At 68.5% G+C, this 22,189-nt stretch carries 18 protein-coding genes; 6 read left to right on the top strand and 12 right to left on the bottom strand.

Annotated elements, in window-relative coordinates:
* Positions 1-39 precede the first annotated feature (39 nt).
* The gene (pelA, locus tag AC1DW3_RS17250) at positions 40-1,347 is read left to right on the top strand and encodes a pectate lyase (protein ID WP_477933091.1); all 1,308 of its coding nucleotides are present in this window, start codon (positions 40-42) and stop codon (positions 1,345-1,347) included.
* 149 nt (positions 1,348-1,496) lie between these two features.
* On the opposite strand, the gene AC1DW3_RS17245 is transcribed toward pelA, so the two are convergent.
* The 6 genes from AC1DW3_RS17245 to AC1DW3_RS17220 form a co-directional block, all read right to left on the bottom strand.
* The gene (locus AC1DW3_RS17245) at positions 1,497-2,858 is read right to left on the bottom strand and encodes an MFS transporter (protein ID WP_477933089.1); all 1,362 of its coding nucleotides are present in this window, start codon (positions 2,856-2,858) and stop codon (positions 1,497-1,499) included.
* A 63-nt stretch (positions 2,859-2,921) separates the two neighbouring features.
* Positions 2,922-4,361, bottom strand: a complete 1,440-nt coding sequence (locus tag AC1DW3_RS17240) for an aldehyde dehydrogenase family protein (protein WP_477933087.1) — start codon at positions 4,359-4,361, stop codon at positions 2,922-2,924.
* Positions 4,362-4,383: 22 nt separating this feature from the next.
* Entirely contained in the window at positions 4,384-5,715 is a 1,332-nt protein-coding gene (gene gudD, locus AC1DW3_RS17235) for a glucarate dehydratase (RefSeq protein WP_477933085.1), read from the bottom strand.
* Between the two features lie 7 nt (positions 5,716-5,722).
* Positions 5,723-6,694 (bottom strand): Bug family tripartite tricarboxylate transporter substrate binding protein, encoded by a 972-nt coding sequence (locus tag AC1DW3_RS17230; protein ID WP_477933083.1) that lies wholly within the window; start codon positions 6,692-6,694, stop codon positions 5,723-5,725.
* 30 nt (positions 6,695-6,724) lie between these two features.
* Complete coding sequence (gene kdgD, locus AC1DW3_RS17225) at positions 6,725-7,636, bottom strand: 5-dehydro-4-deoxyglucarate dehydratase (RefSeq protein ID WP_477933081.1); 912 nt, start codon at positions 7,634-7,636, stop codon at positions 6,725-6,727.
* A 112-nt stretch (positions 7,637-7,748) separates the two neighbouring features.
* Positions 7,749-8,474: a FadR/GntR family transcriptional regulator gene (locus AC1DW3_RS17220; protein ID WP_477933079.1), complete on the bottom strand. Its 726-nt coding sequence runs from the start codon at positions 8,472-8,474 to the stop codon at positions 7,749-7,751.
* A 116-nt stretch (positions 8,475-8,590) separates the two neighbouring features.
* On the opposite strand from AC1DW3_RS17220, the gene garD reads away from it, so the two are divergent.
* From garD to pgm, 4 genes are all read left to right on the top strand, one after another.
* Positions 8,591-10,180, top strand: a complete 1,590-nt coding sequence (gene garD, locus AC1DW3_RS17215) for a galactarate dehydratase (RefSeq protein WP_477933077.1) — start codon at positions 8,591-8,593, stop codon at positions 10,178-10,180.
* A gap of 20 nt (positions 10,181-10,200) precedes the next feature.
* Positions 10,201-11,355 (top strand): tellurite resistance TerB family protein, encoded by a 1,155-nt coding sequence (locus AC1DW3_RS17210; protein ID WP_477933075.1) that lies wholly within the window; start codon positions 10,201-10,203, stop codon positions 11,353-11,355.
* A 107-nt stretch (positions 11,356-11,462) separates the two neighbouring features.
* Positions 11,463-12,398, top strand: a complete 936-nt coding sequence (locus AC1DW3_RS17205; protein WP_477933073.1) for a ketopantoate reductase family protein — start codon at positions 11,463-11,465, stop codon at positions 12,396-12,398.
* 83 nt (positions 12,399-12,481) lie between these two features.
* Entirely contained in the window at positions 12,482-14,137 is a 1,656-nt protein-coding gene (pgm, locus tag AC1DW3_RS17200; protein ID WP_477933071.1) for a phosphoglucomutase (alpha-D-glucose-1,6-bisphosphate-dependent), read from the top strand.
* Here the strand turns inward: pgm and AC1DW3_RS17195 are convergent.
* Together AC1DW3_RS17195 and AC1DW3_RS17190 are read right to left on the bottom strand one after the other, a co-directional pair.
* The gene (locus AC1DW3_RS17195) at positions 14,123-14,920 is read right to left on the bottom strand and encodes a class II glutamine amidotransferase (protein WP_477933069.1); all 798 of its coding nucleotides are present in this window, start codon (positions 14,918-14,920) and stop codon (positions 14,123-14,125) included. The two genes, pgm and AC1DW3_RS17195, sit on opposite strands and share 15 nt — an antisense overlap.
* 107 nt (positions 14,921-15,027) lie before the next feature.
* Complete coding sequence (locus tag AC1DW3_RS17190) at positions 15,028-15,624, bottom strand: TetR/AcrR family transcriptional regulator (protein WP_477933067.1); 597 nt, start codon at positions 15,622-15,624, stop codon at positions 15,028-15,030.
* 88 nt (positions 15,625-15,712) lie between these two features.
* On the opposite strand from AC1DW3_RS17190, the gene AC1DW3_RS17185 reads away from it, so the two are divergent.
* On the top strand, positions 15,713-16,711 hold the full coding sequence (locus AC1DW3_RS17185) for a saccharopine dehydrogenase NADP-binding domain-containing protein (RefSeq protein WP_477933065.1): 999 nt from the start codon (positions 15,713-15,715) through the stop codon (positions 16,709-16,711).
* On the opposite strand, the gene AC1DW3_RS17180 is transcribed toward AC1DW3_RS17185, so the two are convergent.
* From AC1DW3_RS17180 to AC1DW3_RS17165, 4 genes are read right to left on the bottom strand one after another with little or no spacing between them, the layout of a single operon-like run.
* A complete protein-coding gene (locus tag AC1DW3_RS17180) occupies positions 16,683-17,708 on the bottom strand; it encodes a glycoside hydrolase family 5 protein (RefSeq protein ID WP_477933063.1) in 1,026 nt (341 codons plus the stop codon). The two genes, AC1DW3_RS17185 and AC1DW3_RS17180, sit on opposite strands and share 29 nt — an antisense overlap.
* A 13-nt stretch (positions 17,709-17,721) precedes the next feature.
* Entirely contained in the window at positions 17,722-18,855 is a 1,134-nt protein-coding gene (locus tag AC1DW3_RS17175) for a glycoside hydrolase family 5 protein (RefSeq protein WP_477933061.1), read from the bottom strand.
* A 4-nt stretch (positions 18,856-18,859) separates the two neighbouring features.
* Positions 18,860-20,071 carry an AGE family epimerase/isomerase gene (locus tag AC1DW3_RS17170; RefSeq protein ID WP_477933059.1) on the bottom strand — a complete coding sequence of 404 codons (1,212 nt, stop codon included), beginning with the start codon at positions 20,069-20,071 and terminating at the stop codon, positions 18,860-18,862.
* Positions 20,068-22,140 carry a GDSL-type esterase/lipase family protein gene (locus tag AC1DW3_RS17165; RefSeq protein ID WP_477933057.1) on the bottom strand — a complete coding sequence of 691 codons (2,073 nt, stop codon included), beginning with the start codon at positions 22,138-22,140 and terminating at the stop codon, positions 20,068-20,070. Before AC1DW3_RS17165 ends, AC1DW3_RS17170 begins: the two co-directional genes overlap by 4 nt.
* Positions 22,141-22,189 lie beyond the last annotated feature (49 nt).

The raw sequence follows: 22,189 nt of genomic DNA, 5'->3' as shown, positions 1-22,189 counted from the left end.
CCGTTAGATTGCGGGCCACCTGTAACTTTGCCGCCCGCCATGACCGTCGCCAGCCGCCTCACCCTGCTCGCCCTGGCCCTTTCGTCGTCGGCCTTTGCCGCGCAGATCGGCACCATTCCGTCGGCGCAGGCGCTGACGGCCGAACGCGTTGCCACGCTGCCGGCTACCGAGCGTGCGGCCTGGGCCGACTACCTGGCCCGTTCCGACGCCCAGCGCATGGCCGATCGCGCCGCGCTGGCCGCCGAGCGCAAGGGCCTGAGCACCTGGCCTGCGCCGCCAGCGTCGCGTGGTGACGGCGCGGCCAGCATGCCGCTGGACAAGCCGGCAGACTGGTACGGCAGCGACGCCGCCCTGCTCATCGCGCGCAATGTGCTGAGCTATCAGACGCCGGCCGGCGGCTGGGGCAAGAACCAGCCCAGAGACGCCGCGCCACGCCAGCCGGGTCAGTCCTTCGTGGCCGACAACAGCCCGAAGAAGCCGCCGCCTGCGGACGATTTCGACTTTCCGCACGATGCGCAGTGGAGCTATGTCGGCACCATCGACAACGACGCGACCATCACTGAAACCCGCTTCCTCGCCAAGGTGGCTGCGGCCCTGCCCGGCGAGGCCGGCAATGCCTACCGCCAGGGGGCCGAACGCGGTGTGCGCTATCTGCTGGCGGCGCAGTTCCCCAACGGCGGCTGGCCGCAGGTGTGGCCGTTGCAGGGCGGCTATCACGACGCCATCACGATGAACGACAACGCCGTCACCGACGTGGCGGAGCTGATGGGCGCCGTGGCCCGCGGCGAGGCCGGCCTGGGCGTGCTGCCGGCGCCGCTGCGGGCCGAGGCGGCCGCGGCCGAGAAGCGCGCCGTGCAGCTGTTGCTGGCCACGCAGATCCGCATCGACGGCAAGCCCACGCTGTGGGCCCAGCAGCACGACGCGTTGACGCTGGCGCCGGCTTCGGCACGCAACTACGAGCCGCCGGCGCTGAGCAGCGGCGAGAGCGCCCACGCGCTGGGCTATCTGATGAGCCTGCCGCAGCCCTCGCCAGCCGTCGTCGACGCCGTGCGCTCGGGCATCGCCATGCTGCGCGCGCTGGCCGTGCGCGACCGCGCCTGGACCAAGGTGGACGAAGCCCAGGGTCGTCGCCTCGTCGTGCAGCCCGGTGCCGGGCCGCTGTGGGCGCGCTACTACGACGTGAAGACGCTCAAGCCGGTGTTCGGCGACCGCGACAAGAGCCTGCATGACGACGTCAACGACATCAGCCTGGAACGCCGCAACGGCTACAACTGGTGGGGCGCCTCGCCGGTGAAGACGCTGGAGTTCTACGACAAGGTCTGGGCGCCGCGGTGGGTCAAGCCATGAGGAAAGGCTGAACGAATCTCTAGCGCGCATCGCATCCCTGCTTTGGGCGGTCTGCGGCGTTGCAAATCCTCGTCGGGTGTTCAACCCGACTCCGGTTTGCGCCTTGCAGCCCATCCCAAACCAGGGCGCGCTGCATCGCGGAGACCCATTCAACCTTTCCTGAGTTCAAACCGCTTGATGTCGCCCACGACGAACAGGTAGCAGCAGACGGCCACCAGCGCGTTGGCGGCGACAAAGGCCAGGGCCGCATTGAACGAGCCCGTGCCCTTGATCAGATAGCCGATGACGATGGGCGTCGTGATACCGGCGGTGTTGCCGAAGGTGTTGAACAGCGCGCCCGACAGGCCCGAGATTTCCTTGGGCGAGGTGTCCGACACGACGGCCCAGCCCAGCGCCCCCAGGCCCTTGCCGAAGAAGGCCAGCGACATGATGGCGACGACGACGGTGGCGCTGTCGACGTAGTTGCACAGGATCATGCTGGTGGACAGCAGCATGCCGATGACGATGGGCGTCTTGCGGGCGATGGTCAGGCTCTTGCCGCGGCGCAGCAGGCCGTCCGAGATCACGCCGCCCAGCACGCCGCCGGCGAAGCCGCAGATGGCCGGCAGCGCCGCAACGAAGCCGGCGTTGAGGATGGACATGCCGCGTTCCTTGACGAGGTAGACGGGGAACCAGGTCAGGAAGAAATAGGTCAGCGTGGTGATGCAGTACTGGCCGACGTAGACGCCCATCAGCATGCGGTTGGAGAGCAGCTGCTTGATGTAGTCGAGCTTGGGCGATTCGGGCTTGAAGCTGCGGCTCTGCGTGCCGGGCTGGTCCATGTGGACCAGGGCGCCGCCGGCGGCGATGTAGTCGAGCTCGGCCTGGTTGATGCCGGGGTGGGTCTTGGGCGTGAAGACGGTCTTCATCCAGACGGCGCTGAGAGCAATTCCCAGCAAGCCCATGACGACGAAGACGGCTGGCCAGCCATAGCTGTGCGTGATCCAGCCCATCAGCGGCGCGAACAGCACGGTGGCGAAGTACTGGGCCGAGTTGAAGATGGCCGAAGCCGTGCCACGCTCGTTGGCCGGGAACCAGGACGCGACGATGCGGCCGTTGGCCGGGAAGGAGGGCGCCTCGGCCGCGCCGACCAGGAAGCGCAGCGCGAACAGCACGACGACGGCGGTCGTGGCCGTCGCGGTCAGGAAGCTGATGCCGCCCTGCAGCAGCGTGAACACCGACCAGATGAAGATGCTGGCCGCATAGACCTTCTTGGAGCCGAAGCGGTCCAGCAACCAGCCGCCGGGCAACTGCGCGATGACATAGGACCAGCCGAAGGCCGAGAAGATGAAGCCCATGGTCACCGAGTCGATGCCCAGGTCCTTGGACAACGCAGGCCCGGCGATGGACAGCGTGGCGCGGTCGGCGTAGTTGATCGTCGTGACGATGAAGAGCATGGCCAGGATGGCGAAGCGCTTCTTGGTTCGCGTGGCGCTTGCGGCTTGGGCCAGCGAGGCGGTGGCGGTGTGCATCGGTTGTCTCCGGGAATGCAGCGGCTCCGCCTCTTGTCGGGCGGTGGTGCCAATGGGGTGGGGTCAGGCCTGGGTGTAGGCCGTCTTCACGGTCGTGTAGAACTCGGCCGCATGGCGGCCCTGCTCGCGCGGGCCGTAGCTGCTGCCCTTGCGGCCGCCGAAGGGCACGTGATAGTCCACGCCCGCCGTCGGCAGGTTGACCATGACCATGCCGGCCTGCGAGTGGCGCTTGAAGTGGGTGGCGTATTTGAGCGACGTCGTGGCGATGCCGGCGGCCAGGCCGAAGGGTGTGTCGTTGGACAGGGCCAGTGCGTGCTCGTAGTCGCGGGCGCGCAGCACGCTGACCACCGGGCCGAACACTTCCTCGCGGTTGATGCGCATCTCGGGCGTCGTGTCGGTGATGAGGGCCGGCGTCAGGTAGAAGCCCGGCGCGCCGTCGGCGTTGCGCTCGATGCGCTCGCCGCCCTGTGCCAGCTTGCCGCCGTCGGCCTTGGCGATGCCGAGGTAGTCGACGTCCTGGCCGAGCTGGCTGGCATCCACCACGGGGCCGATGTCGGTGCCGGCCTTGCGGGCGTCGTCGACCTTCAGCGTCTTCATCTTCTCGACCATGGCGGCGATGAAACGGTCATGGATGCCTTCGGTGACGATCAGGCGCGACGAAGCCGTGCAGCGCTGTCCGGTGGAGAAGAAGCCGCTGTTGACGGCGGCGTTCACGGCCACGCCGAGGTCGGCGTCGTCCAGCACGATCATGGGGTTCTTGCCGCCCATCTCGAGCTGGAACTTGGCCATGCGGCTGACGCAGGCGGCAGCGACCTTCTGGCCGGTCGCGACCGAACCCGTGAAGCTGATGGCCGCCACGCGCGGGTCGTTCAACAGCTTCTCGCCGACGACGGAGCCGCGGCCCATGACGAGGTTGAACACGCCGGCGGGCAGGCCCGAGCGCGACAGGATCTCGGCCAGCGCCCAGGCCGAGCCGGGCACGAGGTCGGCCGGCTTGAAGACGACACAGTTGCCGAAGGCCAGGGCCGGCGCGATCTTCCAGGCCGGAATCGCGATGGGGAAGTTCCACGGCGTGATGAGGCCGACGACGCCGACGGCTTCGCGCGTGACTTCCACGCCGACGCCGGGGCGCACCGAGGGCAGGCTTTCGCCGCCCGGGCGCAGCGCCTCACCGGCGAAGAACTTGAAGATGTAGCCGGCGCGCCCGACCTCGCCAATCGCTTCAGGCAGGGTCTTGCCCTCCTCGCGGGCCAGCAGGTCGCCGAGCTCGGCGCGGCGAGCCAGGATCTCGGTGCCGATGGCGTCGAGGATGTCGAAGCGCTGCTGCGGCGTGGACAGGCTCCAGGCCGGGAAGGCGGCGCTCGCGGCGGAAATCGCGAGTTCGGCTTGGGCGGCGTCGGCCTGGGCGTATTCGCCCACCAGGTCGCGCGTGTCGGACGGGTTGATGTTGCGGGAGACGGCGTGGCCGTCCAGCCATTCGCCAGCAATCAGGTTCTTGAACATGGGCTACTGCTTTATCGGTTGTTCAACGGTCCAGGGCGGGCCGCTTGGGGTTGAAGGTCCAGCCGGGGATCAGGTATTGCATCGCGATGGCGTCATCGCGTGCGCCCAGGCCATGTTGCTTGTATAGCGCATGTGCCTTTTCCACTTCGGCCATGTCGAGTTCCACGCCCAGGCCTGGCTTCTCGGGCACCTTCACGTGGCCGCCGAGGATCTGCAGCGGCTCTTTGGTCAGGCGCTGGCCATCCTGCCAGATCCAGTGCGTGTCGATGGCCGTGACCTTGCCGGGCGCGGCCGCGCCGACAWGGGTGAACATGGCCAGCGAGACGTCGAAGTGGTTGTTGGAATGCGAGCCCCAGGTCAGGCCCCAGTCGCGGCAGGTCTGGGCCACGCGCACCGAGCCGGCCATGGTCCAGAAATGCGGGTCGGCCAGCGGGATGTCCACGCTCTGCAGCGACAGCGCGTGGCTCAACTGGCGCCAGTCGGTGGCGACCATGTTGGTGGCCGTGGGCAGGCCGGTGGCGCGGCGGAACTCGGCCATCACCTCGCGGCCCGAGAAACCGTCTTCGGCGCCGCAGGGATCTTCGGCATAGGCCAGCACGCCCTTCATGTCGCGCATCAGGCGGATCGCATCCTTCAGCAGCCAGCCGCCATTGGGGTCCAGCGTCACGCGGGCATCGGGGAAGCGCTCGTGCAGCGCACGGATGGCCTCGACTTCCTCGTCGCCGCGCAGCACGCCGCCCTTGAGCTTGAAGTCGTTGAAGCCGTAGCGCTCTCGCGCTGCCTCGGCGAGCTTGACGACGGCCTCGGGAGTCAGCGCCACCTCGTGACGCAGGCGGCTCCAGGCGTTGTCGGCGTCGGGCTCGGCGTTGTAGGGCAGGTCGGTTTTCTTGCGGTCGCCGACGTAGAAGAGATAGCCCAGCATCTCGACCGCGTCGCGCTGCTGCCCTTCGCCGAGCAGGGCCGCGACCGGCACGCCGAGGTGCTGGCCGAGCAGGTCGAGGAAGGCCGACTCGATGGCCGTGGCCGCATGGATGGTGGTGCGCAGGTCGAAGGTCTGCAGGCCGCGGCCGCCGGCATCGCGGTCTGCAAAGCTCTGGCTGACCTGCTGCAGCACGCGCTGGTGGGCGCCGATGGGCTGGCCGATGACCAGCTGGCGCGCGTCTTCCAGCGTCTGGCGGATCTTCTCGCCGCCCGGCACTTCGCCGACGCCGGTGTGGCCGGCGCTGTCGGTCAGGATCAGGATGTTGCGCGTGAAGAAGGGCGCATGCGCGCCGCTGAGATTGAGCAGCATGCTGTCGCGCCCGGCGACGGGCACGACGCGCAGCTCTTTGATGACGGGTGTGGAACTGCTCATGGAAACTTCAATCCGCCGTGATCTTGCGCTCGGTGATGACCTTCTTCCAGCGCTCGAACTCGGCGGCCTGGAAGGCGGTGAACTGCTCGGGCGTGTTGCCGACGATTTCAAAGCCCTGCTCCAGCAGCTTGGGCTTGACGTCCGGCGCATTCAGCGCGGCGACAACCGCGCCGTGCAGCTTGGTCTTGATGTCCGCCGGCAGACCCTTGGGGGCCGCCACGGCCTGCCACGAATAAACCTGCACGCCCTTGATGCCCAGTTCGTCCAGCGTCGGCACATCGGGTTGCACTGGCGAGCGCTTGGCGCTCGTGATACCGAGTGCGCGCAGCTTGCCGGCCTTGATCTGCGGCAGCGCAGTGTTGATGTTCATGAAGCTGGAATCCACCTGGTTGCCCAGCAGGTCGGTCATGACCGGGCCGCCGCCCTTGTAGGGAATGTGCAGTCCGCTCGTGCCCGTCTGCTGCCAGAACAACTCGGCCGTGATGTGGTCGCTGCTGCCGTTGCCCGAGGTGCCGAAGCTCATCTTGTCGGGGTTGGCCTTCATGAAGGCCAGCACGTCGGCCATGGTCTTGTGCGGCGACGCGGCCGGCACGACCAGCACGTTGGGCGCCTGTACGGCGACGCTGATGAAGTCCAGGTCCTTGGTCGGGTCGTAGCCGATGTTCTTCATCAGGTGCGGGCCGATGACCAGCGGGCCCAGGGACGTGACGAGGACGGTGTAGCCATCGGGCGCCGCACGCTTGACAGCGACGGTGCCGATGGTGCCGCCCGCACCACCGCGGTTGTCGACGACGAAGCTACCGCCGAGCTTCTCCTGTAGCTTGACGCTCAGCATGCGCGCAATGGCATCGGTGGAGCCGCCGGGCGGGAAGGGCACGAGCAGGGTGACGGGCTTGGCGGGCCAGGCCTGGGCCATGGCGGTGCTCGCCATGGCCAGCGTGGCGAGGCTCAGCAGCGCGGAGGTCAGCAGTCGCTTCATCGGTTGGTCTCCTGTTGGAATCGTTGTGGTTTATTGCGGGCCGAGCTTGGAGATCAGCGCGCCGAGCTGGTCGACTTCCGTCGGCAGCATGTCGGACAGCGGCGGGCGCACCGGGCCGGCGCTGTGGCCGACCAGCGTCGCGCCGGCCTTCACGATGGACACGGCATAGCCCTCGCCCTTGTTGCGCAGGGCCACATAGGGGATGAAGAAGTCGCGCACCAGGCGGTCGCAGGTGGCGGTGTCGCCGGCCGCGTGGGCGTTGTAGAACTCCATCGCCGTCTTGGGAATGAAGTTGAAGACGGCCGACGAGTAGACCGGGCAGCCCATGGCCTTGTAGGCGCCGGCAAACAGCTCGGCCGTGGGCAGGCCGCCCAGGTAGGCGAAGCGATCGCCCAGGGTCTGGCGGATGGAGACGAACTTCTCGATGTCGCCCAGGCCGTCCTTGAAGCCGATCAGGTTGGGGCAGCGGTCGGCCAGCACCAGCAGGCTCTGCGGCGTCAGCTTGCAGGCGCCACGGTTGTAGACGACGACGCCGAACTTGACGCTCTTGCAGACGGCCTCGACGTGGGCGATCAGGCCTTCCTGGCTGGCTTCGGTCAGGTAGTGGGGCAGCAGCAGCACGCCTTGCGCGCCCAGGCGCTCGGCCTCCTGCGCGTACTGGATGGCGACGCGGGTGCCACCGCCGGCGCCGGCCAGGATGGGCGTGCGGCCGCGGCAGGTGTCCAGGGCGACCTTGATGATGTCGCTGTATTCGCCCGGCTCCAGCGAGAAGAACTCACCCGTGCCGCCGGCCGCGAACAGCGCTGATGCGCCATAGGGCTGCAGCCACTCCAGGCGGTCGGCGTAGGGCTTGGGCGCGAAGTTCAGTTGCGCGTCGAAGTCGGTCAGCGGGAAGGACAGCAGGCCGGCTTCCAGCACGGCTTTGAGTTCTTGGGGCGACATGGGCGGCTCTCCGAAAGGGTGTGGGGATGCAGAAGTTGTAGGTCATCGTACAACTTAGATCAAATCCACAAAGACTAGGGAAAACCCGCGAGGATCGCTTCTTTACCGAAGGTCAGTTGGCTTCGGCCTGGGCGCGGCGGCGGCGTTCGCGGCTGTTGCTCAGATGAGTGCGCATGGCTGCGCGGGCCGATTCGGCGTCCTGGTTGGCGATCGCATCCAGGATGTTCTCGTGTTCGGTGTTGACCCGGCGCATATAAGCCAGGCGCTCGGCGCTCATGTCCGCCACCGGCTCCAGCCGCGCGCGCGGAATGATCTGGGCGCCCAGTGTCGCCATCAGTTCGGCGAAGTGGCCGTTCTGTGTCGCGCGCGCGATCTCGAGGTGAAACTGGAAATCCGCCGCGACCGAGTCCTGGCCGGCCTCGACGGCGGCGATGACGGCGTCCAGCGCCTTGCGCAAGGCAGCAAGATTGGCTTCGCTGCGGCGTTGGGCCGCCAGGCCGGCGGCCTCGGTTTCCAGGCCGATGCGCAGTTCCAGCACGGCGATGACGTCCTGCAAGGTGCTGAACTGCTCCGGCGTGATCTTGAAGGAGGGCGCATCGCCCGCCCCGAGCACGAAGGTACCGATGCCATGCCGCGTCTCGACCAGCCCGGCCGCCTGCAACTTGGAGATGGCCTCGCGCACGACGGTGCGGCTGACCTCGAACTCCTCCATGATGGCCGCCTCGGTCGGCAGCTTGTCGCCCGTCTGCAACTGGCCGGCGCGGATGCGGTCTCCGAGCGAATCGACCAGTTCAAAAGCCAGCGAACGCGGCCGGCGGCGGGTGATGGGAGGGTGCATTCGCGGGTTTTCCCGGAGTTTTGAAGTGGCAAGGGCGTCTAAAGTGGAGTAGTTGTACGACAACTAGACGACGTACAACAAGCCCTGTTCGCACTTTAGCCACGCCGCCGCCGGATATGAATGTCGTTTCTACTCGCCCCCCGCTGACCATCCGCATGCGCGACGAGGACAACGTCGCCATCGTCGCCAACGACGGCGGCTTGCCCGAAGGCACGAAGCTGCCGGACGGCGTGCCCGGCGCGGGCCTGGTTCTGCGAGACAAGGTGCCGCAGGGCCACAAGGTCGCGCTGCGCGACCTGGCCGAGGGCGAGGTGGTGCTGCGCTACGGCGTGCCCATCGGCTATGCGCTGAAAGCCATCCCCGCCGGCAGCTGGGTGCATGAGCGCCTGCTGCAGATGCCGGCGGCGCGTGCGCTCGAAGGCCTGCCCATCGCGACCGTCAAGCCGCCGGCCGTCGAGCCTTTGGCGGGCTACACCTTCCAGGGCTATCGCAACAAGGATGGCTCGGTCGGCACGCGCAACATCCTGGCCATCACAACGACCGTGCAGTGCGTGGCCGGCGTCGTCGCGCAGGCGGTGGCGCGCATCAAGGCCGAGCTGCTGCCGCTCTATCCCCATGTCGACGACGTCATCGGCCTGGAGCACAGCTATGGCTGCGGCGTGGCCATCGACGCGCCGGACGCCGTCATCCCGATCCGGACGCTGAAGAACATCTCGCTGAACCCCAACTTCGGTGGTGAAGTGATGGTGGTGAGCCTGGGCTGCGAAAAGCTGCAGCCGGCGCGCCTGCTGCCACCGGGCTCCTTCCCGATCACCGACGAGCGCGACCCCGCGAGCGGCCCCGAGACCATCTGCCTGCAGGACGATGTGCACGTCGGTTTCATGTCCATGCTCGACGACATCCTCAACAGCGCCAGGCCGCACCTCGAACGCCTGAATGCGCGCCGCCGCGAGACCGTGCCGGCCAGCGAACTCGTTGTCGGCGTGCAGTGCGGCGGCAGCGACGCCTTCTCGGGCGTGACGGCCAACCCGGCCGTGGGCTTCTGCGCTGACCTGCTGGTGCGCGCCGGTGCCACCATCATGTTCAGCGAGAACACCGAGGTGCGCGATGCCGTCGAGCAACTGACCAGCCGCGCCGCCAGCGCGGAAGTGGCCGACGCCATCATTCGCGAACTCGGCTGGTACGACCGCTACCTCGACCGTGGCCGCGTCGACCGCGCCGCCAACACCACGCCCGGCAACAAGGCCGGCGGCCTTTCCAATATCGCCGAGAAGGCGATGGGCTCCATCATCAAGAGCGGCAGCTCGGCCATCTCGCATGTGCTGGCGCCGGGCGACAAGCTGCGGCAAGACCAGCGCGGCCTCGTCTACGCGGCGACGCCAGCCAGCGACTTCATCTGCGGCACGCTGCAATTGGCCGCCGGCATGAATCTGCACATATTCACCACTGGCCGCGGCACGCCCTATGGCCTGGCCGAATGCCCCGTGGTGAAGGTCGCGACGCGCAGCGACCTGGCGCGCCGCTGGCATGACCTGATGGACATCAACGCCGGCAAGATCGCCGACGGCGAAGCCACCATCGAAGAGACCGGCTGGGCGATGTTCCGCCTGCTGCTGGACGTCGCCAGTGGCCGCAAGAAGACCTGGGCCGAGCACTGGAAGCTGCACAACAGCCTGGTGCTGTTCAACCCTGCGCCTGTCACCTGATCCCTCTATGCTTGGGTGCCATGAGCACCCAACCCAGCCCCAGCGAAACCGGCACCGCGCTTGAAGGCGTCACGCGCGTCGTTGCCGAGCCCCTGCGGTTCAAGGCCAAGCTCGCCATCGGCGAGAACGCCTACAAGTCCCTGCGCATGATCAACCGCACCCGCGAAGTCTGGGACGTGCTGGGCGCCGCCGGCGCGGGCGCGGCCGTCGTGAAGTCTGGTGTGCTGGGCATCGGCGCCGCCACCACGCCCATCGGCTGGGTGGCACTGGCTGCGCTGGCCTCGGGCGGCGCCTGCTACGGCTTGTACCGATGGCTGGGCGACACCAAGGGCTCGCGCGTCATCGAGATCCCCAAATTCCTGAACACGCCGCTGGATACCCTGGGCCTGGCCCTCTTCGATCTCATCGCGCCGCTGGCGCTGCGGCTGGCCGCGGTGGATGGCAGCATCGAGCCCGCCGAGAGGCATGCGCTGGTGCAGCACCTGGTGGACGACTGGGGTCTGGATGCCAGCTTCGTCACCCAGGCCATCGCGCAGATCGAGCCGGGCGTCATGCAGGGCTCGGTCGAAGAGATGGCGGCGGAGCTGTCGGCGTTCCTGCATGCCAACCCCGACTGCAACCACAAGGCCATCGCCACCGATCTCGGCGAGTTCCTGCGCCGGCTGCTGGAGGCCGGCGGGCCGCTGTCCGAGGCTGAAGAGACGGCGCTGCAGGCCAGCCTGACGCTGCTGCTGCACGAGCCTGACGGTCCACTCGCCAAGGCCTGGGTCACGGCCAGGTCGGGCGTCGGCAAGGCCGCCGGCCAATTGGGGCATTCGGCGAAGGAAGCCGCCGAATGGACGCGCGAGCGCCTGCCGTCGCCCGAGGAGCTGCAGGCCGCCGCCGGCAGCGTGGCGACCAAGGCCTTGCATGGCGCCAGGGCGGGTGCGGAGCAGCTGGGCACGTCGGCCAAAGACGCCGCCGACTGGACGCGCGAACGCCTGCCATCGCCGGAGCAGTTGCAAGCCGCGGCGAGCACGACCGCGACCCAGGTGGAACAGGGCGTGCGCAAGGTCGCGGCCTGGGCCGAGGAGAAGATGCCCAGTGCTGAGCAGGTCCAGGACAAGGCCAAGCGTTCGCTGGATCTGGCCAAGGCCGGCATTGAAAGAATGAAGAAGCGGCCGCCAGACCGCTGATCTGCTGCCGTTCAAACCCGCGCCGATGAGCTGAAACCACAGGCGAGCGCGCCGCGCGGCAGCCCACTATCCTGCGCGTTCTTCAAGGTTCAGGCGGCAGGACGATCATGCGCATCGCGATCATGGGCTCGGGCGGCGTTGGCGGCTATGCCGGCGCGTGGTTGCAGCAGGCAGGGCATGACGTGGTGTTCATCGCCCGCGGCGCTCACCTGGCCGCATTGCAGCGAGAGGGCCTTCGGATCGAGCACCCCGAGCTTGCGCTGCATCTTCCGCATGTCAGCGCCACGGACGACCCTGCCAGCGTGGGGCCGGTCGATCTGGTGATCTTTGCGGTCAAGCTCTTCGACACGGAGAGCGCGGCCCGGGCCATGGCCGCGCTGGTCGGGCCTCACACGCGGGTGCTCACGCTGCAGAACGGCATCGACAGCGTGGCCATGATCCGCGCTCACCTTGATGCGTCCGCCACGGTGCTGGGCGGTGTGATCTATGTGTCCGCCGTCGTCGCCCGGCCGGGCGTGATCCGCTCACCGGGTGGCCTGCACATGATCGTTGCCGACCGGCTGAATGGCGACGCGACGATGGCCGAGTTGGAGCGGACCGCGGCGGGTCTGGCCGGGCTGTCCGTGAAGCTCAGCGACAACGCGACGCAGACGATCTGGGAGAAGTTTGTCGCCCTGGCCTCGCTGTCCGGCGCCACCTCGCTGCTGCGTGCGCGCATGGGGGCCATCCTTGGCAATGCCGAGACGCGGGCCTTCCAGCGCCAATTGGTGGACGAAGCCGTTGCCGTGGCACAGGCCCATGGCGTGGCGATGCGCGCGGGCCTCGCCGACGAGGTCATGGGCAAGCTTGCCGCGATGCCGGCGGCCTTTCGCTCATCGATGGCCGAAGACCTGGAGCGAGGCAATCGCCTCGAGCTGAGTTGGCTCAGCGGGCGCGTGCATGGCCTGGGCTTGCAACTGGGCGTTGGGACGCCGGCGCACACGGCGGTGTACCGCGGGCTGCTGCTGCATGAGCATGGCGTGGTACCGGTCGAACAGGCATAGCCCCGTGCTGTAGGCCAGGGCCTGCAAATCCAGGTGTAACAGTCCGGCATCATCGACTCGCCATGCTGGGCAGCATGCGGGGCATGAGTGCAGAACACCATCCACTTGCCGGCCAACCCGCGCCGCCCGACATCCTCATCGACGTCGAGGCCCTGCGGGAGGCCTATTTCTCGCGCCAACCCGACCCTTCCTGTGCCGAACAGCTCGTCAGCTTCGGCACCTCGGGCCACCGGGGCTCTTCCCTGGACGGCTCGTTCAATGAATGGCATGTGCTGGCCATCACCCAGGCCATCTGCGACCACCGCAAGCAGCACAACATAGCCGGGCCGCTCTTCCTTGGGGCCGACACGCATGCGCTGTCCGAGCCCGCCTCTCGCAGCGCACTGGAGGTGCTGGCGGCCAACGGCGTGAACGTCATGCTGGCGCCGCCGGGTCAATTCACGCCAACGCCCGCGGTGTCCCTCGCCATCCTGGAATACAACCAGGGTCGCGAGGGCTGGCAGCGCGCCGACGGCATCGTCGTCACGCCTTCGCACAACCCGCCGCGCGACGGCGGGTTCAAATACAACCCGCCCCATGGCGGCCCGGCGGATGGCGATGTCACGGGCAGCATCCAGGCCGCCGCCAACGCCTATCTGCAGCAAGGGCTCAAGGGCGTGCTGCGCAAGGACCCCGAGCAGGCGCTCGCGGCGCTGGGCTGCCATGAGCACGACTATCTGGCCCAGTACGTCGCGGCGCTGCAGCAGGTCATCGATTTCGACGTCATCCGCGGCTCCGGGTTGCAGTTGGGTGTGGACCCCCTGGGCGGCGCCGGCGTGGACTACTGGCCGGCGATTGCCGAGCGCTACCGCCTGCCGCTGACCGTCGTCAGCGATGTGGTGGACCCGCGCTTTGCCTTCATGACGCTGGATTGGGATGGGCAGATCCGCATGGACCCCTCGTCACCCTGGGCGATGCGCAGGCTGACGCAGATGCGTGAGCGCTTCGACGTGGCCTTCGCCTGCGACACCGACCATGACCGCCATGGCATCGTCACGCGCAGCGCTGGCCTGATGCCGCCCAACCACTACCTCAGCGTGGCGGTGGACTATCTGTTCGGCCACCGCCCGGGATGGAAGGCGAGTGCCGCCGTCGGCAAGACCGTCGTCACCACGGCACTGATCGACCGCGTCGCGCAGCGCCTGGGCCGTCGCCTGTTCGAGGCGCCCGTGGGCTTCAAGTGGTTTGCGCCGGGGCTGCTGGACGGCAGCCTGGGCCTGGGCTGCGAGGAGAGCGCGGGGGCGTCCTTTCTGCGCCGCGACGGCCGCGTGTGGACAACGGACAAGGACGGCATGGCGGCGGCGCTGCTGGCCGCCGAGATCACGGCCCGCACGGGCCGCGACCCGGGCGTGTACTACCAGCGCCTGACTGCCGAGCTCGGCACGCCGCATGCGGATCGGGTGGAAGGCCCGGCCACGCGGGAGCAGAAAGCCAAGCTGGCCGCGCTGACAGCGGCCCAGGTCACCGCGAAGACATTGGCGGGGGATCCCATCGAGGCAGTCCTGAGCCAGGCGCCCGGCAACGGTGCGCCGATTGGCGGCCTCAAGGTGATCACCGGCGGCGGCTGGTTTGCCGCGCGGCCCTCGGGCACCGAAGACATCTACAAGGTCTACGCCGAGAGCTGGCGGGACGAAGCGCATCTGCAGCTGCTGCTGCAGGAAGCACGAGGCCTTGTGGATGCCGCCTTAAGCGGCGGCTAGTTCCGCCACGCCTTCGCTCAGAAACACGCAGTCGCCGTCCTGGAACACACGCACCTCGCCGGGCGCGAATGCCTGCCAAGCCTCGTGCGTCAGCGGCTCGGTCGACACCAGGGCCATGCGATCGGCCGGGTTGTTGACGGTGGCCAGGTCCACGCTCAGGTCGCCGTCGCGCAGCGACACATGGCCGAAGGGCGGGCGGCGCTGCAGCCAGTGCAGCTTGGTGGACGCATGGGCCAGCATGGCGCGGCCATCGGTGAGCAGCAGGTTGAAGCGGCCGTGCTCGGCGACTTCGTGGATCCAGGGCGTCAGCGTGGCCGCCAGCTCGGGCCATGCAGGCAGGTGGTCGCCGAAGTGCTGCTCAAGCCGCTGCATCAACCAGCAGAAGGCGCGTTCGCTGTCGGTCTGGCCGGCGGGCGTGAAGCTGCCGTCGAGCGCGGGGTGGAAGTCCTTCAGGTCGCCGTTGTGGGCAAAGACCCAGGTGCGGCCGGCCCAGTCGCGGCGAAAGGGGTGGCAGTTTTCCAGCGTGCGGGCGCCCTGGGTGGCCTTGCGGATGTGGGCCAGGATGTTGCGGGCCCGCACCGGGTGGTGGCCCAGATGACGCGCCAGTTCGGACTCGGCGGCCGGGCTGTCCTCGACGGTGACCTCGCAGCGCTCGCCATCGTGGAAGGCCACGCCCCAGCCGTCGACATGATCCGCGGTGCGCCCACCGCGGGCGGCGAAGCCACTCAGTGAGAAGGTGGCGGCGGCCGGCTGGCGGCTGTTGAGGGCGAAAAGCTCACACATCGGTGGGGGCGGAAGCTGTCGGTGCTGTGGGAACGCCGCAAGTCTGATGGCGGATGACAGAAAGCCCAACAAAGCTTTTGTCATGAGCTCATGCCTTGCGGCATGTGTCACGCCGTGCGGCGTGCACCCTTCACGAGGGCGCGCTGGGCCGCCATCAGCACCGCCGTCGCCTCGTCGGGCGCGAGCAGCTCGGCGCTGACGAAGGCGCCATTGATGAGCACCGCCAACTGCGCCGCCAACAGTTCGGGCTGGCGGACGTCGAGCCGTTGGGCGAGGGCCATCAGCCGCGAGCGCAGCGCCTGCATGTGGGCGCGCGCCACGCCGCGGGCGGGGTGATCCTGCTCCGCGAACTCGGCGGCCACATTGATCTGCGGGCAGCCGCGGTAGTTGGCGCGCCCCAGGCGCTCGCCGATCCAGCGCATATGCGCGTCCAGCTCGGCCGCGGCATCGCCCGCGTGGTCCGCCGCGACCTGGTCCCAGGTCGCCCAGAAGTCGACGTCCTCGCGCTCCAGGAAGGCCACGATGAGGTCGTCCTTGGTGCGGAAGTGGCGGTACAGGCTGCTCTTGGCCACGCCGGCCTGCTCGATGACGAGATCGATGCCGACGGCGCGCACGCCGTTCTTGTAGAAGAGATTGGAGGCCACGCCGAGCAGGCGTTCGCGGACGTTCTGGGCTTCCGGGGCGGTTTCAGCGGGCATGTTCATCACGGCGGTCGATTCGATGTTGACACGATACAGACCATTCTGTATCGTTCAAAGAACAGACAGGTCTGTCTCGTTTCAAAGGATGATCATGACCAAGGATTTGGGCAAGCAGGCAATCGCGATTTACGGTGCGGGCGGGCACACCGGGCGTTTCGTCGTCAACGAGGCGCTGAGGCGCGGACTCAGAGTCGTCGCCATCGGGCGGGATGCGTCGCGGCTGCCGGCCGGCGTGGAGGCGCGGGTGGCGGCCGTCGACGATGCGGCTGCGCTGGACGAAGCGCTGAGAGGCTGTGGCGTCGTCATCAACTGCGCCGGACCTTTTCTCGACACGGCGGCGCCCGTCATCGAGGCGGCCCTGCGCGCCGGTTGTGGCTATATCGACGTGACGGCCGAGCAGGCCAGCGCTGAAGCCGTCTTCGAGAACTTCGGTGCCCGGGCCCGCGAGGCCGGCGTGGCCGTCATCCCGGCTGCCGGCTTCTACGGTGGTTTGGCCGATCTGCTGGCGACGGCGTTGGTAGGCGACGGTGCCGTTCACGACCTGGCCATTGCCATCGCGCTGGATCACTGGTGGCCGACCGAGGGCACGCGCAAGACCGGCGAGCGCAACCAGGTGCCGCGCGTCGTGCTGCAAGGCGGCCAGATCGCGCGCATGCCGACGCCGGCGGCGCAGCGCGACTGGGTGTTCAGCGTTGAGCACGGTGAGCAGGCCATGGTCGAGCTGCCTTTCAGCGAAGTCATCACCATCGCTCGCCATCTGCGCGTGCAGAACCTGCGCTCGTGGCTGACGCTGTCGTCGCTTCAAGAAATCCGCGATACCACCACGCCGCCGCCCGCGGCCAGCGACGCGCAGGGGCGCTCGGCGCAGCGCTTCGAGATGGTCGTGCAGGCGGGCGAGGGTCAGAGCGCAAGAAAGGCGGTCGCTCGCGGCCAGGACATCTACGCGGTGTCGGCCCCGCTGGTCGTGGAAGCGGCCGAGCGCATGCTGCAACCGTCCTTCAAGCGCAGCGGCGCGCTGGCGCTGGGCGAGGCCTTCGATGCCAGGGACTTCCTTCAGGCGATCAAGGACGTCGAACTGCAGTGGGGCTGAGGAAGGGCTCCAACCAGCGCATCTGCGGCTTGTCGCGGCCGTCGGCGCGCGGCTCCAGCGAAAGGAAATAGTCCTTCCACCACGGGCCACCGGCCCACCACAGCCAGCCGTCCCAGACATCGGCGTTGGCCTGCAGGTGCAGCAGCGCGCCGGTGACGGCCTGCTCGCAGACGGCATTGGCGCCGCCGCCCAGTTCGCCCAGGATGGCGCGCTTCTTGTTCTTGCGCAGCCATTCGGTGAAGCGCTTGAGCCGCTCGACGCCGATCTCGGGGCTGACGCATTCGGCATTCGTACCCGAACCGTCCTTGTCGAAATACTGGTGCACCTCGAAGACCATGCGGTCGAGCGGGTCGCTCACCTTGCCCATCACCTCGGCGTTGGGCGTGCCGTACCACTTGGACTCGAACCAGCTCCAGGCGCCGGTGTAGCCATTGCCGGGCAGGGTGATGAGGTTGGTGGCGCCGGTCCTGCGGATGGCGTCGATGGCGGCCTGGGCCGCCTGGCCCCAGGTCTCGGTCGGCATGTTGCGCGGCTCGTTGACGAGGCCGAACTGGACCTTGGGGTTGTCCTTGAACTGCAGCGCCAAGCGGCGCCAGAAGTCGGCGAAGGCGGCGAAGGGCACCTCGGGCTTGCCGATGTGCACCTCCTTGTAGGCTGCGTAGTTGTGCGGGTCCAGCAGCACGTGCAGGCCGCGCGCCGTCGTGCCGTCGACGAACTCGCGCAGGCGGGCCAGCTCCGCCGCATCGAATTCGCCCATCAACGCAGGCTGCAACCGCTCCCAGCGGAAGGCGATGCGCATCAGGTTCATGCCCTTGGCCTGGTAGTAGGCCGTGCTGGCGACGCTGGGGTAGACGAAGTCCTTGTCGTAGACGCCGGGGAAATTCTTCTCGCCCCATTCGGCGCTGGACAGGCTGATGCCGCGCCAGGGCAGCGGTTCGGCCGCGCAGGCGCTCTGTGCGAGGCCTGCCAGCAAGCAGAGGGTCAACAGATGTCGCATCTTGGTTCTTTCATCAGAGCGTGTTGCCGTACAGGGCCTGGACCAGATCGGTCCGCCAGGCGTGGGCTTGCGGGTCGTAGAGGCCGAAGCCCGCGGCGAGCTCCCAGTACATCCAGGGCAGCTGTCGCGTAGCCATCTCGGCGCGCATGGCTTTGAGATAGCGCACGCGAGCGCCCGGCGCCGCGCGGCTGTAGGCGCCGAACTCGCCCACCACGACGGGGTAGCCCAGGCGCCTGCCTTCGTTGGTGGCCAGGTCCAGGCCTTCGCGGATCTTGGCCAGCTGGGTCGCGTCGCAGCAGTCCACGCCGAGCGGCGGCACCGGACTGATCCACTCGGCGCCTTGGTGGGTGAAGGCGAAGGGCTCGTAGTGGTGGACCGTGATCAGCAGGTTGGCGTCGGCGGGCAGCTGCAGCTTGGACAGCGCATAGGGGCTGTTCCACTGCACCGGGCCGATCATGACGACGCGGGTCGGATTGCTGGTGCGCACCACGCGCAGCGCGCGCGAGGCCAGCGTGTTCCAGTCGGCTTCGAGCTTGTTGTGCGGCTCGTTGTAGAGCTCGAACACCAGGCCCGGCCCTGCGGCCGCGAAGCGCTCGGCGATCTGGCGCCACATCGCCAGGAAGCGCAGCTGCACCACGTCGGCCGCGACGCTGGCCTCGCCCGTTTCGACGGCGTCGCCGTCGAGCTGGTGGTAGTGGTGCATGTTCAGCACCACGGTGACGTTGCGCGCGAGCAGCCGGGTGACGATGCTCTCGACCCGGCTCATGAAGGCTGCGTCGATGGTGGCCGCGGCATCCAGGCTGGCGTGGTTGCTCCAGCGCACCGGCAGGCGCACGGCCTGGCTGTATTTGGTGCCGGGGCCTGCGCCCTGACCGAAGAGCTGGATGAATTCGTCCTCAACCTTCAGGCCCCAGGCGCCTTCGCTCGGCGCTTCCAGCATATTGCCGAAGTTGATGCCACCGGCCAGGGCCGTGGCGGCAGCGCGCGCCTGGGCCGAGGCGCCGGGCAGCGTGCCGGCGGGTGTCGTGGGATAGGCGGCCCAGGGATCGATGGGCGTGGCGGGAGCTGGCTCGGCGGCAGCTCCGCCGCCCCCACCTCCACAGGCGGCCAGCAGCGCGATCAGCAGGGCAGTGGCGAGGCGGCCCATGGCGTCAGGCCCCGGCCGGCGGCTGCACGCCGAGGGCGGCCAGCACGTCCTGGCAGGCCCCCATGGTGTGGTAATCGGTCTTGCCGGCGGGGCTTTTCTCGTCGGTGAGCTTGCGGTTGTCGGGTGCCAGGATGCGGTACCAGGCGCCGTGCTCGTGGTCGACGAAGTGCTGCCAGGCATAGCCCCAGATCCGGTCGTACCAGGCCCAGTAGGCGTCATCGCCGGTGCGCACGGCCAGCCAGGCGGCGGCGGCCAGGCTTTCGGCCTGGACCCAGAAGTATTTGTCGCCGTCACACACCTCGCCGCCAGGCGCAAAGCCGTAGACCAGGCCACCGTGCGCGGCATCCCAGCCGTGCTTCATCGCGGTGTCGAAGAAGTGGCGGGCCGTTGGCACGAGCCAGGTCGGCGCGGCATTGCCAAGGCGCCGCTCCAGCATCAGCAGCAGCTTGGCCCACTCGGTCAGGTGGCCGGTCTGGAAGCCCCAGGGCCGGAAGATATTGGTCTTGTCGTCGCGGTTGTAGTCCCAGTCGGGCGTCCAGTCGGTTTTGTAGTGCTCCCAGACCAGGCCACCGGCCAGGGCGGCCTGGCGTTGCGCGATGGACGTGGCCAGGGTCAGCGCACGGTCGAGGTAGCGGGCCTCGCCGGTGGCGGCGTGAGCGGCCAGCATGGCCTCGCAGGCATGCATATTGGCGTTCTGGCCGCGGTAGGGGCCGATGCCCCAGTCGGGCGTCGCCTCGTCGGCGTAGAGGCCGTGGGCAGGCTCCCAGAAGCGTTGCTCCATCAGCTCGAAGGCCGCGGCGATGCCCGCGCGTGCGCCAGGCACGCCGGCCTCGGCTGCATGCGAGTTGGCCAGCAGCACAAAGGCCAGGCCATAGCAGTGATTGGTGGCGTCGGTGACGGTGGCATGGCCGTCTTGCCAATCGAGCACCCAGGCGTAACCCCCTTGCGGCTGGGCATGGGCCTGGTTGACGAAGGCCAGCGCATGCGCCACGTCGTCCACCGATCCACCGAACCAGCGCCAGGCCAGCGCATGGTTGAAGACGAAGCGCGTGCTGCTGACGAGGTGGCGCGTGCGGCGGTCGTAGACGCTGCCGTCGTCCTTGAAGAACTGGAAGCAGCCGCCGGTCTCGTCGCGCGCACGCGGCGCGTAGAAGGCCAGCGTGTGGCGCATATGGGCCCACAGCGCCCCGGGCTGGCGCATGTCCGGAACAATCATTTCAGCACCTCGTCTTTCAGGAAGCGGGTCAGCTCGTCGGCCATCTGCGCATGCACGTCGATGCGCGGGTGGGCCCAGGAGAAGGCTTCGAAGCGGTAGGACCAGACCTTGGCATCGCCTTCCGCACGCAAGGTCTGCACCGCGCCCAGCACGCCGCGCGGGATGGCGGGCTGTTCGCGCGGGGCCGACATGCCGCCCATCAGCAGCACGATCTTGGCGTTGGGATAGCGGCCACGCAGCTGGCGCACGAAGGCGAGATAGCGTGGCCCGAAGTCGGCGGCGATGGCTTGTCCCTTGGAGGCCGGGAAGCCGTGGTCGTTCTGGCCGAGGTTGAGCAGCACGACGTCGGGGGCGCGCGGGTCGGGCGGTGCGACGGGGGCATCCAGGCGCGGCGCAAAGCGGTTCCAGACCTCGGGCATCAGCAGCTGGTCCCAGGTCGCCGTGATGCCGATGCCGCTGATGGCGATGCCGACATAGTCCGCGCCCAGCTTCGCGGCCGTCACCGCGCCATAGGCCCGCGTGCCGTCGTGGCTGGACAAGTCGGCGTACTGGTCGTCGGCGATGTCGCCGTTGCAGGCGCCGGCGGTGATGGAGTCGCCGTAGAACTCCAGCTTCAGCGGGCGCGGTGCGGGTGGGTCGAGCAGTCGGCCGCCTTCAGCCAGGCGCAGACCGAGCAAGAGGGCTTCGGCTTGCGAGGCCTCGGTGCGCTTGAGCAGGCGCAGCTCGTGTTCGCCCGCCGGCAGGGGCAGACGCCAATCCGCCGGCCCATCGCCGCGCAAGGCCAGCGCATGACGGCGGCCGTCAACCTCGACGGTGAAATGGTTGATGCCGCCGCGCGAAGGCGCCAGGCGCAGTACGAGCTGGTCGCCGGTGAAGCGGGCGCGCAGCTCGCTGCCGCTCCAGCTCAGCTGCTTGCCGCCGGGTACGGGGGCGATGCGGCCGATCCAGCGCAGCTTGGGGTCGTCCGCCGCTATCAAGCCCGGCTTGCCCGATGGTGCCTCGCGCACGAAGTCGCTCGGATGCAGTTCAGGCGGCAAGATGCCGGCCTGCATGACAGCCAGGAGACTGGCTGGGCGGCCGCTGCCCGCCCACTCATCCTTCTTCACGCGGACATGCAGCAGATGGGCACCGGGCTCGAGGTCGCGACCGACCACCGCGTAATGCCAGCCGAGATAGCCCTTGCGCTCCGCCACCTGGCCCTGCAGCGTGACGACCGGGCCGTCGTCCACCCAGGCCTCGAGGTTGCGGTAGTGCTCGCTCTCGGCGTGGAAGACGGCGACCTCGCGGCCCCAGACGAGGAAGTGGGCCTCGGCGTCGTCGGCCTTGGCGGTCCAGCCGGGTTGCTGGCCGGTCCATTCGGGATGCAGCTCGCCGCCACGCTCGAAGCCGCGCGACTGGTAGGGCTTGAGCGTCTCGCCGGCGAGCATGCGCGTGAATTCGTGGTCGCGGCCGTACAGCGCTGGGGGCAGGGCGGCGACCGGGCCCGCCGTGGCGCTGCGCAGCGTTTCGACCAGGGCGAGGGCGATGCGCTGGTGGCCGGTCGCATTGGGATGGACGGGCTCGTCGTAGAGGGCCGCCCAGCGGTCCTGGCCGGCATCGACACGGGCCTGCATCCAGCGGCCGAAGTCCAGCGCCGTGAGGCCGTAGCGGGCCGCCAGCTTCAGTTGGATATCGACCGCGTCGCGGGCCTGGTTGCCCTGTTGCGTCAGGCCGAGCACGACGATGGCGGGCGGCTTCTTCGCGGTGAGCAGTCGACGCAGCATGGCTTCATAGCTGCTGCCGCGCACGGCCGGGTCCAGCCATTGGTCGTTGACGCCGAACTCGACGATGACGAGATCGGGCGAGGCGTCGAGCACCTGCTTGTCCAGGCGCTGCACGCCGGCGGCCGAGTCGGTGCCGCTGACACCGGCATTGACCAGCTTGACCTTGGGGCCAAGCGACTTGGCCAGCAGTGCGGCCCAGCCCTTCTCGCGCGGCGGCTGGGCGGCATAGCCGGTCGTGATGGAGCCGCCGATGGTGGCGAGGGTGATGGGCTCGCCGGCGGCCAGCCGCTGCAAGACGGCCTGCAAGCGCGCATCTGCCTGGCTAACGGCTGGAAGCATCAAAGACAAAGCCAAT

Source organism: Roseateles sp. P2_H4 (assembly GCF_056403315.1).
Note: the sequence above shows the minus strand (reverse complement) of the source record. Positions and strands in the feature narration are given on the sequence as shown.

Bases quoted from the DNA above. Each gene is read 5' to 3' on its own strand.
- garD (WP_477933077.1), top strand. From the start codon at position 8,591: ATGAATGTCGTTTCTACTCGCCCCCCGCTGACCATCCGCATGCGCGAC.
- pelA (WP_477933091.1), top strand. From the start codon at position 40: ATGACCGTCGCCAGCCGCCTCACCCTGCTCGCCCTGGCCCTTTCGTCG.
- AC1DW3_RS17170 (WP_477933059.1), bottom strand. From the start codon at position 20,071: ATGATTGTTCCGGACATGCGCCAGCCCGGGGCGCTGTGGGCCCATATG.
- AC1DW3_RS17240 (WP_477933087.1), bottom strand. From the start codon at position 4,361: ATGTTCAAGAACCTGATTGCTGGCGAATGGCTGGACGGCCACGCCGTC.
- AC1DW3_RS17190 (WP_477933067.1), bottom strand. From the start codon at position 15,624: ATGAACATGCCCGCTGAAACCGCCCCGGAAGCCCAGAACGTCCGCGAA.
- kdgD (WP_477933081.1), bottom strand. From the start codon at position 7,636: ATGTCGCCCCAAGAACTCAAAGCCGTGCTGGAAGCCGGCCTGCTGTCC.
- pgm (WP_477933071.1), top strand. From the start codon at position 12,482: ATGAGTGCAGAACACCATCCACTTGCCGGCCAACCCGCGCCGCCCGAC.
- AC1DW3_RS17230 (WP_477933083.1), bottom strand. From the start codon at position 6,694: ATGAAGCGACTGCTGACCTCCGCGCTGCTGAGCCTCGCCACGCTGGCC.
- AC1DW3_RS17195 (WP_477933069.1), bottom strand. From the start codon at position 14,920: ATGTGTGAGCTTTTCGCCCTCAACAGCCGCCAGCCGGCCGCCGCCACC.
- AC1DW3_RS17205 (WP_477933073.1), top strand. From the start codon at position 11,463: ATGCGCATCGCGATCATGGGCTCGGGCGGCGTTGGCGGCTATGCCGGC.
- AC1DW3_RS17245 (WP_477933089.1), bottom strand. From the start codon at position 2,858: ATGCACACCGCCACCGCCTCGCTGGCCCAAGCCGCAAGCGCCACGCGA.
- AC1DW3_RS17220 (WP_477933079.1), bottom strand. From the start codon at position 8,474: ATGCACCCTCCCATCACCCGCCGCCGGCCGCGTTCGCTGGCTTTTGAA.
- AC1DW3_RS17185 (WP_477933065.1), top strand. From the start codon at position 15,713: ATGACCAAGGATTTGGGCAAGCAGGCAATCGCGATTTACGGTGCGGGC.
- AC1DW3_RS17180 (WP_477933063.1), bottom strand. From the start codon at position 17,708: ATGCGACATCTGTTGACCCTCTGCTTGCTGGCAGGCCTCGCACAGAGC.
- AC1DW3_RS17210 (WP_477933075.1), top strand. From the start codon at position 10,201: ATGAGCACCCAACCCAGCCCCAGCGAAACCGGCACCGCGCTTGAAGGC.
- AC1DW3_RS17175 (WP_477933061.1), bottom strand. From the start codon at position 18,855: ATGGGCCGCCTCGCCACTGCCCTGCTGATCGCGCTGCTGGCCGCCTGT.